Genomic DNA, 15,420 nt, shown 5'->3' with positions numbered 1-15,420 from the left:
TATGAAACGTAAAAAGTTAATTGTAATCGTTGCAGCCACCGTATCGGTATTGATTATAGCAGCAAGCATCTTTATAATTAAAGATGATGGTGCGAAGACTTATACTGTCAAAAAAGGAAACATCATGTTGGGTATTGATTGCGTAGGAGAAGTGCAAGGCGGAAAATCAACCGCAATAGCAATGCCAGCAGTATTACGTGACTGGGAACTTCGGGTTTATTCGTATAAAATAGTAGATCTTATACAGGAAGGTAAAACCGTAGGTAAAGGCGAGTATATTGCGAAACTGGACGACTCTGGGTTGAATAATAACATGAGGAATAAGCTTCAGGACAAGGAAAAAGTTGATGCAGACCTGAGAAACGCTGTTTTGGATAGTACTGTCAGGCTCACAAATTTTAGAGAGCAAATAACTAACCTGCTGCTTGATCTTGAATATCAGAAAATTGACTTAGAGCAATCAAAGTATGAGTCGGGTGCGGAGCAGCGAAGGACTGAGATGAGATACCAAAAAGCACAAATAGCTTTAGATAAAAGACGTAGGGATTATATTCTTGAGCAAAATAAATTGAAAATTCATATTTCCAGATATGAAAATAGAGCAGAACGGCTGGTAGAGGAAATAGAGAAATTCCAAAATGCAATTCGAGCAACTAGAATTGTAAGTCCTGACAACGGGATGGTCATGTTTGGGAAAGATTATACGGGTAAAAAATATACAAAAGACACAGAAGTGCAAATGTATCGTCCCGATCCAATTGCCATGCTTCCTGATATGTCTTCTGTGATTTCCGAGGCATATGTGAAAGAAATTGATGTTACCAAGTTGCATCTAAACGACAGCGTGCAGATTACCATTGATGCTCTTCCTGATAAAGAATTTACCGGGAAATTGGTTAAAATAGCCAACATGGGGGAAGAACATAAAAACTTCGACATGAAGGTTTTTAAAGTCAGAATTCAGTTTAATGAAACTGATCCTGAATTAAAACCGGGCATGACTTGTAGCAATAGTATTGTTATTGATCAGAAGGAAGATGTTCTGCTCGTGCCGGTAGAAGCTGTTTTTTCTGATGAAGAAGGGAAGCATGTTTTTGTAAAAAAGGGAGGTAGTGTGGTTCGAACTAATGTTGAATTGGGAATGGATGATGAAAATAATACCGTCGTATTAAATGGATTAGAAGAGGGGGATAAGATTCTACTTTTCAATCCGGAAGAGAAAGAGGATGTTTAATTCTCTATCATACAATTAAATTTGAAGCAAGGTTTGTAATTGATTGTTTTTTGTACTTTTGAAAACTGATCTCAAATCAATTAAGCCTGATAATGAAAAAATATTTCATGTTGGTCGTATTCCTTTTTGTATTGGGAATATCGGTCAATGCCCATTTGAAATCTCAACCTGATAGTCTGAAAACTACTTTTAACAGCGATTATGTATTGCATGTTAAAAAGACGACAGAAAAAATTATTGTAGACGGAAAGTTCGACGAGAATGCCTGGCAGAAGGCAGAAGTGGCTTCTGATTTTCAAAAAGTTTTACCTGTTGACGATGAAAAGTCAGATATCAGGAGCGAAGTGTTGATGACCTATGATGATAAAGCATTCTATCTGGGATTTATCTTTTTCGATACAATTCCTGGAAAGCGTGTTATGGAATCTTATCGGCGCGATTTTATTTTCAATAACAACGATAATTTCCTGGTTTTCTTTGATACGTTTTTAGATCAAACTAATGGATTTACGTTTGGGGTTTCTGCTTCAGGCGCCAAGTGGGACGGAATCATGTATGATGGGAGAAGCAGTAATTTGAACTGGGATTGCAAGTGGGAATCGAAGACGGTACATTATGATGATCGATGGGTAACAGAGATGAAAATTCCATTTCGATCTATTCGGTTTAAATCAGGAGCAGATCAGTGGAATGTCAACTTCAGCAGGCTTGATTTGAAGTCGAATGAAAAATCAGCTTGGGCACCAGTCCCTCGAAGTTTTCCAACTTCATCACTTGCCTATACTGGTGTTTTAAAATGGGAGGAGCCATTGCCAGAATCTAAAATGATGTTTTCCATGATTCCTTATCTGTTTGGAAGTGCAAGTCGAGATTTTGAATCAGGAACGGATACTGATTACAGAAAAGACTTTGGTTTTGATGTGAAGCTTGGAGTATCAACATCAATGAATTTGGACTTAACTTATAATCCCGATTTTGCACAGGCTGAAGTAGATGAGCAAGTAACTAACCTGGATCGCTTTGAATTATTTTTCCCGGAGAAGCGCCAGTTTTTTCTTGAAAACTCAGATTTATTTGCAGATTACGGTTACGAAACTGTTACTCCTTTTTTCTCCAGAAGAATTGGCTTGGATGCTCCTGTTTTGGCAGGTGCACGCTTAAGTGGAAAACTTGATAAAAACTGGCGACTTGGATTAATGAATATACAGACCGAAAAAGCTGGAGAATTTCTAGCTAGAAATTATTCGGTAGCCTCAGTTCAGCGTAAAGTATTTTCTCGTTCAAATATCGGATTCATCTTTGCAAACAAGGAAAATCTTGATGAGCCATCTAATGCTCAAGATTTCAACCGTGTGGTTGGAATGGATTATAATCTGGCGAACAGCGATAATTCCTGGAAGGGTAAGTTGTTTTATCACCAATCATTTGATGAACGTGAAAATACGAAAGGTACATACGCTCAGGGTGCGTATCTGGTATACAACAAAAAGAACTTGGAAGTCTCTGTTTCTGAAACAAGCGTTGGGCGGGATTATAATGCAGAAGTTGGGTTTGTAAGACGAACCGGCTATAATTTCTTGGGAGCTGGAGTAAGATATACCTGGGTGCCAAATAAAACAATTATTTCACATGGATTTGTATTAGATACTGAAAACTATTTCGATGTTAATTACAATAAAATAGATCATGAGCAAACAGTTGCTTATGAAATTGGATTTAAAAATCGGTCGAATATTGAAGTAGGTGTAAAAGATTTTTTTGTGCACTTACTGGAAGACTTTGATCCAACTCATACAAGTAATTATTATCTGCCCAAGGGAAGTGAATATCGTTATCAGGGAGTTTGGATTGATTACGAGTCCGATAATAGAAAAGCTTTCAAGTGGGAGTCAACTTTAATAAGAGGCAGTTTTTACAATGGGAATATTAGTGCAGTTGAAGGTGGCTTTGGTTATCGTTTTCAACCTTATGTGAACTTCTCAATGAATTTTAGTTACAACGATATTATCCTTCCTCAGCCTTTTGAAAGAGCTTCGTTTTGGTTGCTGGGGCCAAAGTTAGATCTGACCTTTTCAGATAAATTATTTTTAACAACTTTTGTCCAGTACAATGAGCAGATAGAGAATTTGAATTTGAATATGCGTTTTCAATGGAGATATAAACCTGTTTCAGATTTTTTCCTTGTTTACACGGATAATTATTTCACTGGAGACTGGTCACCACGAAACAGGGCTATGGTCGTGAAATTGTCGTATTGGTTTAATTAACACTACCAGATTTATATCAGTATTTTTTCATCATTGAACAAATAACTGCTTTCAAAAAAATCGGGACTCAGTCAATTTCATCCTCCAAAGATTAAAATCACTGTCGATTCTTTTTAAGTTTTGAGGGTGTTTTGTAGTATCCTGTTGATTGTCAGAATAAATTGCCGAACTATTTATGATTGTTGTCGTAAATATTTACGTGTTTGTGGCAAAAATTATTTAATGAATTTTTAGGCGATTATTGATTTGGTTCTTATATATAGATTCCGGGAAACTGACTAATTTCATTTTATATTTATGAAATGATATATGAAGTAGTTGAGTACGGATATTTAGGCTGAAATGCTTTATTAATCAGTTATTAAATTGTTAAGGAGGCTGAATAATTTTATTGTATTTCAAAATACCTTTTATCTTTGTCAACTCGTTAAATTATGTCGAAATAAACAAAATAATTAAACTATGAAAGTAACTGTTGTTGGCGCGGGTGCTGTAGGAGCAAGTTGTGCCGAATATATCGCAATTAAAGATTTCGCTGACGAGATTGTGTTAGTTGACATTAAAGAAGGTTTCGCAGAAGGTAAAGCAATGGACTTGATGCAAACTGCTTCATTAAATGGCTTCGACTCAACCGTTACAGGTTCAACAAATGACTATTCAAAAACAGCTAATAGTGATGTAGCTGTAATCACCAGTGGTATTCCAAGAAAACCAGGAATGACCCGTGAAGAATTGATTGGCATCAATGCAGGTATTGTGAAAACAGTTGCAGAGAATATTATTAAGTATTCACCAAATGTGATCATTATAGTTGTAAGTAACCCAATGGATACAATGGCTTACCTTGCGCATAAAGCAACAGGACTTCCTAAAAACCGGATCATCGGTATGGGTGGTGCTTTGGATAGTGCACGTTTCAAATTCAGATTAGCTGAAGCTTTGGAATGTCCGCAGTCAGATGTTGAAGGCATGGTAATTGGTGGGCACTCTGATACTGGAATGGTTCCGTTGATTGAAAAAGCAGTTCGTAACAGTGTTCCTGTTTCTGAATTCCTTACTGAAGAAAAAATGGCAGAAGTAGTTGAAGCTACAAAAGTTGGAGGTGCTACTTTAACAAAATTACTTGGAACCAGTGCTTGGTATGCTCCAGGTGCAGCTGTTTCAGAGTTGGTTAAAGCTATTGCACTTGATTCTAAAAAAATGTTCCCTTGTTCAGCTCTTCTTGAAGGCGAGTATGGATTGAATGACATTTCTCTAGGCGTACCATGTGTGTTAGGTAAAAATGGTATCGAAAAAATTGTTGAGATTGAACTTTCTGATGCTGAAAAAGAAAAATTAGCAAACAGTGCAGTAGGTGTTAGTAATGTGAATGCCTTATTGGAATTATAATAAAAGAGAATTAATATACTATCTTTAATGCCCTTGTATCTACAAGGGCATTTTTTATATACAAACGTGAGTTCAAGGTGATGTTTAAAACAAAACCTTGATTCGCAATCGCAAACTGAAAATTTTATGAGAAATACGCTTCCATTGAAATTGGTGGAACTTGAAAACAGCAATTTTCACATTCTTTTGGATTGTAAATTTGCTAACGGGGAACTGGGAAGTTGGATTATTGATACTGGTGCTTCCAAATCTGTTTTTGATATAAGCCTTAAGGATTATTATCAGCTGGTGGAGCGTAACGATTATGAAGAGTATCATAGTGCAGGAATCAATGAAGGCACGGTAGCCACAGAGGTTGGTGAGATTGATGAATTGAAATTTGGGAAGCTAAAAATTGAGAAATTTCAGGTTGCATTAATTAATTTAGATCATGTGAATGACATATACCGTCGTTATCACGACCTGAAAATCGTTGGGTTAATAGGGGGAGATGTTTTATATCGATATGGTTGTGTTATTGACTATCAATATAAAAGTATCTCGTTTTCAAAAAGGCATAGAAAAAAACATGCTCTAAAATAGGCATGGCCAAGACTTTTCATTTTGTGAAAAATCAATATATTTGCGTCCTGTTTAAAAGGTTTGAAAAAGAATAAGAACATATCAAAGGCAATTATCTTCCGTCTGGTAATAGTATTTCTATTATTTGCCGGTGCGATGACTTTTGATTTATGTCACGATCAACTTCCAGATCAACAGAATTCAGCGCAAGAAAATCATTCCAGTCACAATTTAGATGCAACACAGGTTTTCTTTTTTAATCCGGCAAGTAGCTTCAAATTGTTAGATCATGGAGATAAGTTATTGACGCGCATTTTATATTCTGCGAATCAAGATAAGTTTCTGGCGATGTTTCATAATCACCGCATCTTTCATTCGCTAAAAGAAGATTCACTAAAGGATTTTACGCCATTCCATTTAATGGCTCATTTTATAAAATTTACGGAAATACATTATTCCAGTCCGGACGATTACCCACCTTTCTGTTAATACACCCTTGATTTAATCTATAGGGAATACCTGCGTATATCACAGGGCAGATTTTTATCATTGAATACAAGAAAATAAAACATAAATCAAAATTTATAACAAATGCAAAACAAAGGACTAATTAGAACTTTTGCCATTTTATTGGCTTTAGTTTGTGTCTACCAGTTGACCTTTACTTATGTGGCCAAAAAGGTAGAACGTCAGGCAGCAGAATATGCGCAAGGCGATAGAATGAAAGAGATTGCCTATTTGGATTCAGTTTCTGGAGAAACGGTTTACAATCTTTTTGGATTGAAGCAGTATTCATACAAAGATGTTAAAGCTTTGGAAATGAACCTGGGTCTGGACTTGAAGGGTGGTATGAACGTAACCCTTGAAGTATCGGTTATTGATCTTGTTAAATCGTTGGCGAATTATAGTACCGATACTACTTTTAATGCAGCATTGAAGCGTGCTGTGCAATTACAGCGTGATAGTCAGGATGATTTTGTAACATTATTCGGGCGTGCTTTTGAAGAGGTTGATCCAAATGCCAGAATGGCTGCAATTTTCAATACTCTTGAGCTTAAGGATAAAGTAAAATATAACTCGACAAATGCAGAAGTTTTGGCTGTTATTCGTGAAGAAACGGATGCTGCTATTGATAACTCATTTAATATTATCCGAACGCGTATTGACCGTTTTGGTGTAGCACAACCTAATGTCCAGCCTCTACAAACCCGAGGTCGTATTTTGGTTGAACTTCCAGGAGTTGATAATCCAGAACGTGTTCGTAAATTATTGCAGGGAACTGCAAAACTTGAATTTTGGGAGACTTACGAAAATAGCGAAGTCTACCCTTATTTGATGCAGGTAAACCAAAAGCTTGCTGAGGCTCTGGAGTTGGAATCTGAAAAAGCAGATGCTGCAACTGAAGAAGTAGCTACCGACGTTGAAGAAACACCAGAAGAAGGTTCGTTGTTGGATGAATTGCAAAATGAGGAAGCTGACTCTTCTGCTGTGGATAACATGGCTGATTTCCGTAAACAATATCCATTGTTTGCAGTGTTAACACCAAGTACAACTGCAGATGGACAATTATTCCCCGGACCAATTGTAGGTACTGCTCACTTTAAAGATACTGCAACTGTTAGTCAGTATCTGAATATGCCTCAGGTAAAGTCTATTATTCCTAGAAATATTGCTTTTAAATGGACTTCAAAAGCAGTTGATGAAGCGGAGAATTTTTATAGATTAATAGCTATTAAAATTACAAGCCGTGATGGACAAGCTCCTTTGGATGGTGATGTAATTGTTGATGCTCGTCAGGATTACGAACAATTTGGTAGTCGTCCTGAAGTGTCGATGACGATGAATGCAGAAGGTGCAAAAGCTTGGGCTCGTTTGACAAAAGAGAATATTGGTAAATCTATAGCTATCGTATTGGATGGATATGTACGTTCATTTCCAACGGTGCAGAATGAAATTTCTGGCGGAAGTTCAAGTATAACCGGATTGGAAAGTGTTGAGGAAGCAAAAGATTTAGCAAACATTTTGAAGTCTGGTAAAATGCCGGCTCCTGCAAATATTATTCAGGAAGAAATTGTTGGACCTTCGTTAGGTAAGGAAGCCATTACCAGTGGTATGTGGTCGTTCCTAATTGCCTTCTCTTTGGTACTTATCTACATGTTCTTCTTTTATAGCAAAAAAGCAGGTTTAACAGCCAACATGGCTTTGCTTGCCAACTTATTCTTTGTAATTGGGGTATTGGCATCCATTGGTGCTGTACTTACTCTTCCTGGTATTGCTGGTATCGTGTTAACGATTGGGATGTCGGTTGATGCGAACGTACTGATTTATGAACGTATTCAGGAAGAAGTAAAAGCTGGTAAAGGTTTGAAACTTGCGATTACTGATGGGTATAAAAATGCATATTCTGCGATTATCGATGGCCAGGTGACTACCTTATTAACCGGGGTTGTACTTTACTTATTTGGTTCAGGTCCGATTAAAGGTTTCGCTACTACATTGATCATTGGTATTTTCACTTCGTTGTTTTCAGCAATTTTCTTGACTCGTTTAATGTTTGAGCGTCAATTGTTGCATAATGTTAAAATTACTTTTACTTCTAAATTTACTGATGCTTGGTTGAGAACAACACGTATCAAGTTCATGGAAAAACGCAAAGTTTTTTACATCATCTCTGGTGCACTTATTATCGTTTCATTATTCTCAATTTTTACTCGTGGATTTAACTACGGTATTGACTTTAAAGGTGGACGCACATATGTGGTTCGTTTCGAAGAAAATGTGAAAGTAGCAGAAGTTGGCGAGGCATTGGCAGCAGTTTATGGCGAGGCTCCTGAAGTGAAGACTTATGGTGGAAATAACCAGGTTAAGATTACCACAGAATACAAGATCGAGGAGTTGAGTGAAGATGTGGATAATGAAGTTGAAGCTTTATTATTGCAAGGATTAAATCAGGGTGGATTCTTGGATAATGTTAGTATGGATGAATTTATTGCTGATTATCGGCAAAGTTCACAGAAAGTAGGTCCAACTATTTCGGATGATATTAAGAAGGATGCTTTGATTGCAATTACCTTCTCGCTAATCATTATTTTCTTGTATATCCTGATCCGTTTCCGCAACTGGCAGTATGGTTTAGGTGCTGTTGCAGCATTGGGCCACGATACAACCATTGTTTTAGGTATATTCTCATTGTTCCATGGTTTACTCCCATTCTCACTGGAAATTGACCAGGCCTTTATTGCTGCGATTCTAACAGTAGTAGGTTATTCTATCAATGATACCGTGGTTGTATTTGACCGCATACGTGAATACTTTGGATTACATCCAAAACGTAGTCGCGAAGAAAATGTCGATTCAGCGTTGAACTCTACATTGCGTCGTACATTTAGTACATCGCTTTCAACATTTGTGGTATTGTTAGCTATCTTCCTGTTTGGAGGAACATCAATCCAAGGATTTACTTTTGCCCTGTTGATCGGTGTGGTTGTTGGTACGTATTCATCATTATTTATAGCTACTCCAATTGCTTTTGATACTCAAAAAAGGGTAGCAAAGGTTGTTGCAAAGAAAAAATAGAAGAGCATTAAATAAACAATATTTTGATCCGGTGACTTAATATAGTCATCGGATCAATTATTATATGGAATCATCACCAACCTACTAATCTAGTTTGTATATTTGTTGAAATTTCATAAAATAAACCAATGAACCAATTTTTTCTATTCATAAGTGGGGGAGAGATCGTTTTGGTCATGCTTTTGGCTTTATTGTTTTTTGGCTCGAAAGCGATTCCTGATATTGCCAAAACGATGGGTAAAGGATTGCGAGAGTTTAAAAAAGCCACTAACGAAATAAAACGCGAAATCGAGGAGAATACGAGTGACTTCAAAAAAGATATCATTGATATGAAGTCAACTGTTACTGACGAAACCAAAGAGATTTCAAGAGATATTGAAAATGTATCTACGAAAGTAAAAGAAAAAACCACTAACCTAACTAAGGATGTTGCCGACGATTTGAAATTAGATGACGGAAACAATTACTAGTTAGATATGCAAATCCTCTTATATTCACTTGCAATGTTGGTCAGCTTTGCGCTTTTAGCGCGTATCGTTGACAAGTTTTTTATTGCCTCGCTGGATCGCATTTCCAGTGATTTGAGATTATCATCAGATGCCGCTGGTGCCACATTAATGGCAGTAGGGTCAAGTGCTCCAGAACTCTTTGTTGCCTTGTTTGCTGTTTTAAGGCCGGGAAATCATGAAGCAATTGGTGTCGGTAGTATTGTTGGTAGTGCTTTGTTTAACTTGTTGTTTATCGGGGGAGCTGTTGCCTTGGTGAAGAAAACAAAACTTACCTGGCAACCAATTTTACGGGACATTCTCTTTTATTTTATTGCAGTGGCACTACTTTTATGGGGCATTATTGATGGAGATTTTAGTTTATGGAATGCTGCGGGTTTCTTGATTCTTTATGTCGTATATGTTGTTGCGGTAATAAAATGGCGGAAAATACTTCCTTATAAAGATATGGAATACACCCAGGAGGAAGAGACTGCAGAATGTGCAGAGGAAGGTCTTACCTTTTGGCTGGATAAATCTCTCTGCTTTTTGTTTCCTTCCCGTGAGAAGTATTACTGGGTTTTTTCTATTTCAATACTGCTGATAGCAGCTTTGAGCTGGGGATTGGTTGAAACGGCAATACATGTTTCTATATTGCTGGATATTCCCGAATCGATAATTGCACTGACGGTGCTTGCTGTCGGAACTTCTGTGCCGGACCTGATTTCATCATTGATTGTAGCGAAACAAGGTCGTGGCGATATGGCTGTAAGTAATGCTATAGGTTCCAATATATTCGATATTTTAGTAGGCCTCGGTTTGCCATTTATGATTGCGATGGTGGTTTACGGGCGTAGTATTCAGGCTGGAGGCCAAAATCTGGTAGCATCTTCTGTGATTTTATTTGTTTCTCTTGTCACATTTTTTATCTTGCTGCTTATTAATAAATGGAAAGTAGGCTGGATAACAGGAAGCATCCTGGTCGGATTATATATCTTCTATGTAGTTCGTGAAATTGTACTTCTTTAATTATCTTTGGTCGTATTGATCATTAAATTCCATTGTATTGATTCAAGCCCGAAATATTACGAAATCTTTTGGCGATCTCCAGGTATTAAAAGGGATCGATTTGTACGTTCCTAAAGGAAAACTGTATTCCATTGTTGGTCCAAGTGGTGCAGGTAAAACAACTTTACTTCAGATTCTAGGATCGCTAAGTAAGCCAGATTCTGGGGAGGTTATTATTAATCAGCAGTCTGTTTTTTCTTTCAATGAGAAAAAGATGGCTGCATTTAGAAATAGAGAAATTGGATTTGTTTTTCAGTTTCACTATTTGCTTCCGGAATTCACGGCTCTCGAAAATGTATGTATCCCCGCATTTATTGCAAAAACAAATAAAAAGGATGCCGAGAAAAGGGCCATGGAGCTTCTTAAGTTTCTTGGATTGGGAGACCGTTTAACGCATAAACCGAACGAGTTGTCTGGTGGTGAACGTCAGCGGGTGGCAGTTGCACGTGCGTTGGTTAATGAGCCCGCTGTTGTGTTTGCCGATGAGCCCTCAGGTAATCTTGATACTCAAAATCGACAAGATTTGCATGATTTGTTCTTTTCGTTGCGCGATCGCTTTAAACAGTCTTTTGTAATCGTTACTCATGATGAAAATTTTGCCAGTCAATCTGATGAAATTATTCAAATGCGTGATGGGTTAATAGAAAGCTAGTTGCCATGATCTCTGATTTAAAAGCGTTACTTGAATGGAAAGTAAGTTTATATAACAATCCGTCCTACATCGATACGGATCCTATTCAGGTTCCCAAACAGTTTTCACAAAAGGAAAATATTGAAATAGCTGCTTTTTTTGCAGCAAGTATTGCTTGGGGACAACGCCCCACCATCATCAAAAATGCCTTTCGATTAATGGGAATGATGGAAAATCAACCATATGATTTTCTCATGAACACAAGTGAAAAAGATTGGTCTCATTTCCTCCCTTTTAAACACCGGACGTTTAATGGAGATGATGCAATCTACTTTTTAAAATCGATAAAAAATATCTATGAAAATCATGGTGGTTTGGAGGCTGTTTTTACCAAAGGGTATTTGATCGATCAGTCTGTTGAATCGTCCTTACGTTATTTTCGCGAAATCTTTTTTGAATTACCTTTTCAAACGCGTACAGGGAAACATGTGGCAAATATAGACAAAGGATCGTCCGCAAAAAGACTGAACATGTTGTTACGCTGGATGGTTAGGAAGGACGATTGTGGTGTAGATTTTGGATTATGGAATGGAATCCCCATGTCTAAATTATTTATACCACTGGATGTTCATAGCGGCAGACATGCGAGAGCACTTGGACTGCTAAGCAGGAACCAAAATGATTGGAAATCTGTTGTAGAATTGACCCGTCAACTTGTTAAATTCGATCGAAATGATCCTGTGAAATACGACTTTGCATTATTTGGAATGGGTGTTTTTGAATAATCTTGTTCGTTTCATATTTACTATTGAATTTCTATTTTGTAACTTCATACCTTCAAAACCTAACTTAGTCACACTATGAAACGAAGAAACTTCTTGAGAAGTACCGCTCTTTTAACAACAACTGCGATTACAGGAAATGCCCTAAGTGGCGCAAATCCTGCTCAACCAGAAAAGGAAATCTATGAGTGGAGAGTCTATCATTTCAAAAATGGTGGACAAAAAAGAAAACTTGATGAATATTATCGAGACGTATTGATTCCAACTTTAAATGAATTTGGAGTTAAAGTCGGTGCATTTAACGAATACGGAATGGATGAGCCTCCCAAAGCCTATTATATGCTGGTCTTTTCGTCAATGGCTAGTTATTTGCAAATAAAAAACAGACTTTGGTCTCATATTTCTTTTCTTGATAAATCGAAAGACTTTTTCAAATCTACCGAGGAACATGGTGCTTATGTAAGATTTGAGACATCTTTATTGAAAGCTTTTGATGCAATTCCAACTTTTAGACAACCTGAAAAAGAACGGGGTTTATTGGAACTTCGAACATATGAAAGTAATAATGAAGAGGCTGGACAACGTAAAATTCGGATGTTTAACAATGAAGAAATTGCCTTGTTTGATAAAGTTGGGCTAAATCCTACCTTTTTTGGAGAAATATTAGCTGGTCCACAAATGCCTGCATTAATGTACATGTTGTGGTTTAAGGATATGGACGAAAGAAAAGAAAAATGGTCCAGGTTTGGAGCAAGTCCTGAATGGAAAAAAATGAGCTCCAAAAAGGAATATGAGAATACCGTAAGTGTAGTAAATAAGAAATTTTTACTACCCATGGATTTTTCTCAGATTTGAATAAGATCGATTAAGTGGAGGGTTTATCTATTTTTCTCTTTTGAATACTTGAGATCGAATCGTTGTAATTTGATGCTGGGGTGATCGTTATAATTCCTGATTGCTGAATTGTATTTAAAACCTTTTTCCCATTTGATAGCTCAATTTTATTAGTTCGAACCTGGCTGCGATAATAAGTGGCGTAGGTGACTAATAGTATGAGTAAGAATAAAATATAGTAATCCCGCTTCTTCATGCTGTCCTTTTAATTTGTAATTTCTTGCGTTTATTTTTAGCGTGTGCAAAAGTAAAAAAATCAGTATGTGAGGATGGAAACCAACGTTAAATCTGCGATTAATTCCTGTTTGTTAATAGAACGGTAATATTCAAAGTGAAATTATTTTCAAACAATTTTAGCTGTTGTATTTCTTCATGAAGAGAAAAGGTTATTTTGATTTCAAGCAATTCTCAGTAAAACAGGAGGATGCGGCAATGAAAGTTGGTATTGATGGTGTTTTGCTAGGAGCATGGGCGAATTTTGAAGGGTGCAGTAGAATACTGGATGTTGGCACAGGCACAGGCTTAATTGCTCTAATGGCCGCTCAAAAATCAGATGCACTTATTGATGCAGTAGAAATTGATTCGGATGCTGCGACAGAAGCAGGATTGAATTTTGAAAACTCAAACTGGATCGATCGGTTGAAGGTGACTAATTCATCTTTTCAGGATTATATGCCAGCTTGCCAATATGATCACATAATTTCCAACCCACCTTTTTTTGAAAATTCTTTTAAGTCAAAAGATGAAAAGCGTTCACGAGCAAGGCATGCTGATAGTTTGACCTTACAGGATTTATTATTAAAATCGGAATCTTTATTATCTGAGAAGGGCCGGATTAGCTTGATATTGAATTCTGAAAGAGAAGAGCGATTAAAATATCTTATTTCTGAAAACGGGCTTTTTATATTAAGGTTTGCTTACGTTGCTCCGGATTCAAATAAAAAGCCCCACCGAATTTTGGTAGAGCTTGGGAGAAATGTACAAGATTTCACTGTTGAGCATTTCTTTTTAAGGGATGTTGGAACAAATGATTTCTCGGAACAATACAAACGAATTACCAGCGATTTTTATTTAAACCTAAAATAATCTAGACCAGCATCAAGAAAGGGGCAAATGTTTTGTCCATTCGTTTTGCGAATTTCTCAATTGCCTCATGGTTTACTTTACTAACAGACTCTTCAACTTTCGCGATTTTTTTGACAATTACTTTCTCAAAAAAACGCATTTTGTCAAAGTTGAATTCACCACCAAGAATTGCCTCTGCTTTCGAGTATTGATGTAACTTTTCAGGAAATGCTTCATTAAGCTGCTTGTAGGCAGTTTCACCTTCTTCCATGCAGCAAATGAAAAGACCAATTTCCTTGCGGCCGAGCAACTCCAAATTGTTTTCACAAAAAGCTTTTAATTTTCTCTGGACTTGCCCCGCATGAATGGAGCCACCAATAATGACACGGTCAAACATAGAGAAATCTGGATTTTTATCTTCTTTTAGATTGCGGAGAACAACCTCTCCATTCAGGTGTGAGGCCAACTCTTTTGATACATTTTCAGTGCATCCGTGGGTTGACATGTAGATGATCATGGTGTTCATGGCAAGTAATTTTTGTCAAAAATATGGCATTTCAATAAAACAAAGCATCTTATTATCGGTTAAGTAAGGATAATAATCGGCCAAAAAAGACATAAAAAGATACATATGTCTTTATATGCAGAAAAATGCATATATTTGCAGGCCAAAAACATGAGAATATGACAATGACAATGAAACAACAGGCGTTTACAATTGACGAACGCTTTTATAAAGTTCAGGGGATTCGGAAATTGACCGATGAAACATTTTCAATAAGATTGCCTAAAGGGCGATTCAAATTCCGTACAGGACAGCATATTTCTCTGGGAATTCATGGTGATTACCAAAGCCGTGAATATTCAATTTACAACGGAGAAAATGATGAATTTTTAGAAGTGTTGGTAAAAGAGGTGAAGGAAGGGTATTTTTCTCCAAAGTTGAGCAGCCTGAAGCCTGGAAGCTTAGTTGAAGTTAACGGGCCATTTGGAAAATTCAGAGTTGACGAAAAGAAAATAGCCGACCACAAATTTGTATTTATTGCAAGTGGAACCGGTATTGCTCCATTTCGAAGCATGGTTCGTACATATCCTGAGTTGGACTATAAAGTGATTCACGGAGTTCGCTATGGGAATGAGGCTTATGACAAACATGAATACCAGAAAGATCGTCACGTGCTTTGCACAACTGGAGATAAAACAGGCGAATATCATGGGCGATTGACTGGCTATTTGAAAGATTCGGATTTTGTTGATAACACACAATTTTACCTTTGCGGAAATTCAAATATGATATTTGATGCATTGGAAATTCTTAAGGAAAAAGGATTTGAAAGAGATCAAATTCACTGCGAAGTTTATTTTTAAGTAATAGTTTAGCGCAAATGGGTGCGGAGTTCCTGGAGACTGTTGAACCTGGGTTTAGTTTATGAACCCGTAACTCGCTACCCATAACTTGTAACTCAAA

Annotated in this window: 15 protein-coding genes; 13 read left to right on the top strand and 2 right to left on the bottom strand. The window is 37.0% G+C overall.

The window, feature by feature from the left end; genetic code table 11:
- Position 1: 1 nt before the first annotated feature.
- The 11 genes from ACUNWD_RS13540 to ACUNWD_RS13490 all read left to right on the top strand — a co-directional run bounded on the left by ACUNWD_RS13540 (position 2) and on the right by ACUNWD_RS13490 (position 12,848).
- Positions 2–1,234, top strand: a complete 1,233-nt coding sequence (locus ACUNWD_RS13540; RefSeq protein WP_445588357.1) for an efflux RND transporter periplasmic adaptor subunit — start codon at positions 2–4, stop codon at positions 1,232–1,234.
- 92 nt (positions 1,235–1,326) lie between these two features.
- Positions 1,327–3,501 carry a DUF5916 domain-containing protein gene (locus ACUNWD_RS13535; RefSeq protein WP_445588356.1) on the top strand — a complete coding sequence of 725 codons (2,175 nt, stop codon included), beginning with the start codon at positions 1,327–1,329 and terminating at the stop codon, positions 3,499–3,501.
- A 462-nt stretch (positions 3,502–3,963) separates the two neighbouring features.
- The gene (mdh, locus tag ACUNWD_RS13530; RefSeq protein WP_445588355.1) at positions 3,964–4,890 is read left to right on the top strand and encodes a malate dehydrogenase; all 927 of its coding nucleotides are present in this window, start codon (positions 3,964–3,966) and stop codon (positions 4,888–4,890) included.
- A 126-nt stretch (positions 4,891–5,016) separates the two neighbouring features.
- Positions 5,017–5,472: an aspartyl protease family protein gene (locus ACUNWD_RS13525; RefSeq protein ID WP_445588354.1), complete on the top strand. Its 456-nt coding sequence runs from the start codon at positions 5,017–5,019 to the stop codon at positions 5,470–5,472.
- Between the two features lie 60 nt (positions 5,473–5,532).
- A complete protein-coding gene (locus ACUNWD_RS13520) occupies positions 5,533–5,940 on the top strand; it encodes a hypothetical protein (RefSeq protein WP_445588353.1) in 408 nt (135 codons plus the stop codon).
- Positions 5,941–6,042: 102 nt separating this feature from the next.
- Complete coding sequence (secDF, locus tag ACUNWD_RS13515; RefSeq protein ID WP_445588352.1) at positions 6,043–9,027, top strand: protein translocase subunit SecDF; 2,985 nt, start codon at positions 6,043–6,045, stop codon at positions 9,025–9,027.
- Between the two features lie 128 nt (positions 9,028–9,155).
- Complete coding sequence (locus ACUNWD_RS13510; protein WP_445588351.1) at positions 9,156–9,497, top strand: Sec-independent protein translocase subunit TatA/TatB; 342 nt, start codon at positions 9,156–9,158, stop codon at positions 9,495–9,497.
- 6 nt (positions 9,498–9,503) lie between these two features.
- Positions 9,504–10,541: a calcium/sodium antiporter gene (locus ACUNWD_RS13505; protein WP_445588350.1), complete on the top strand. Its 1,038-nt coding sequence runs from the start codon at positions 9,504–9,506 to the stop codon at positions 10,539–10,541.
- A 37-nt stretch (positions 10,542–10,578) separates the two neighbouring features.
- On the top strand, positions 10,579–11,232 hold the full coding sequence (locus tag ACUNWD_RS13500) for an ABC transporter ATP-binding protein (RefSeq protein WP_445588349.1): 654 nt from the start codon (positions 10,579–10,581) through the stop codon (positions 11,230–11,232).
- A 5-nt stretch (positions 11,233–11,237) separates the two neighbouring features.
- Entirely contained in the window at positions 11,238–11,996 is a 759-nt protein-coding gene (locus ACUNWD_RS13495) for a TIGR02757 family protein (RefSeq protein WP_445588348.1), read from the top strand.
- A gap of 75 nt (positions 11,997–12,071) precedes the next feature.
- A complete protein-coding gene (locus ACUNWD_RS13490) occupies positions 12,072–12,848 on the top strand; it encodes an NIPSNAP family protein (RefSeq protein ID WP_445588347.1) in 777 nt (258 codons plus the stop codon).
- 10 nt (positions 12,849–12,858) lie between these two features.
- Here the strand turns inward: ACUNWD_RS13490 and ACUNWD_RS13485 are convergent, their stop codons facing one another.
- Positions 12,859–13,083 carry a hypothetical protein gene (locus tag ACUNWD_RS13485; RefSeq protein ID WP_445588346.1) on the bottom strand — a complete coding sequence of 75 codons (225 nt, stop codon included), beginning with the start codon at positions 13,081–13,083 and terminating at the stop codon, positions 12,859–12,861.
- A gap of 176 nt (positions 13,084–13,259) precedes the next feature.
- On the opposite strand from ACUNWD_RS13485, the gene ACUNWD_RS13480 reads away from it, so the two are divergent.
- Positions 13,260–13,973: a tRNA1(Val) (adenine(37)-N6)-methyltransferase gene (locus ACUNWD_RS13480; protein WP_445588345.1), complete on the top strand. Its 714-nt coding sequence runs from the start codon at positions 13,260–13,262 to the stop codon at positions 13,971–13,973.
- A 1-nt stretch (position 13,974) separates the two neighbouring features.
- On the opposite strand, the gene ACUNWD_RS13475 is transcribed toward ACUNWD_RS13480, so the two are convergent.
- A complete protein-coding gene (locus ACUNWD_RS13475) occupies positions 13,975–14,478 on the bottom strand; it encodes a flavodoxin domain-containing protein (RefSeq protein WP_445588344.1) in 504 nt (167 codons plus the stop codon).
- A gap of 158 nt (positions 14,479–14,636) precedes the next feature.
- Here ACUNWD_RS13475 and ACUNWD_RS13470 point away from each other — a divergent pair, with 158 nt between their 5' ends.
- Positions 14,637–15,320, top strand: coding sequence for a ferredoxin--NADP reductase (locus ACUNWD_RS13470; protein WP_445588343.1), 684 nt, complete (start codon positions 14,637–14,639; stop codon positions 15,318–15,320).
- The last annotated feature ends 100 nt before the right edge of the window (positions 15,321–15,420 follow it).

Source organism: Sunxiuqinia sp. A32 (assembly GCF_052690465.1).
This window is presented reverse-complemented; position numbering and strand designations above follow the sequence as displayed.

What these genes read in the sequence shown, in the direction of transcription:
- ACUNWD_RS13470 (WP_445588343.1), top strand. Translation starts at nt 14,637, where the DNA reads ATGACAATGACAATGAAACAACAGGCGTTTACAATTGACGAACGCTTT.
- ACUNWD_RS13525 (WP_445588354.1), top strand. Translation starts at nt 5,017, where the DNA reads ATGAGAAATACGCTTCCATTGAAATTGGTGGAACTTGAAAACAGCAAT.
- ACUNWD_RS13480 (WP_445588345.1), top strand. Translation starts at nt 13,260, where the DNA reads ATGAAGAGAAAAGGTTATTTTGATTTCAAGCAATTCTCAGTAAAACAG.
- secDF (WP_445588352.1), top strand. Translation starts at nt 6,043, where the DNA reads ATGCAAAACAAAGGACTAATTAGAACTTTTGCCATTTTATTGGCTTTA.
- ACUNWD_RS13535 (WP_445588356.1), top strand. Translation starts at nt 1,327, where the DNA reads ATGAAAAAATATTTCATGTTGGTCGTATTCCTTTTTGTATTGGGAATA.
- ACUNWD_RS13505 (WP_445588350.1), top strand. Translation starts at nt 9,504, where the DNA reads ATGCAAATCCTCTTATATTCACTTGCAATGTTGGTCAGCTTTGCGCTT.
- ACUNWD_RS13495 (WP_445588348.1), top strand. Translation starts at nt 11,238, where the DNA reads ATGATCTCTGATTTAAAAGCGTTACTTGAATGGAAAGTAAGTTTATAT.
- ACUNWD_RS13475 (WP_445588344.1), bottom strand. Translation starts at nt 14,478, where the DNA reads ATGAACACCATGATCATCTACATGTCAACCCACGGATGCACTGAAAAT.
- ACUNWD_RS13485 (WP_445588346.1), bottom strand. Translation starts at nt 13,083, where the DNA reads ATGAAGAAGCGGGATTACTATATTTTATTCTTACTCATACTATTAGTC.
- ACUNWD_RS13490 (WP_445588347.1), top strand. Translation starts at nt 12,072, where the DNA reads ATGAAACGAAGAAACTTCTTGAGAAGTACCGCTCTTTTAACAACAACT.
- mdh (WP_445588355.1), top strand. Translation starts at nt 3,964, where the DNA reads ATGAAAGTAACTGTTGTTGGCGCGGGTGCTGTAGGAGCAAGTTGTGCC.
- ACUNWD_RS13540 (WP_445588357.1), top strand. Translation starts at nt 2, where the DNA reads ATGAAACGTAAAAAGTTAATTGTAATCGTTGCAGCCACCGTATCGGTA.
- ACUNWD_RS13510 (WP_445588351.1), top strand. Translation starts at nt 9,156, where the DNA reads ATGAACCAATTTTTTCTATTCATAAGTGGGGGAGAGATCGTTTTGGTC.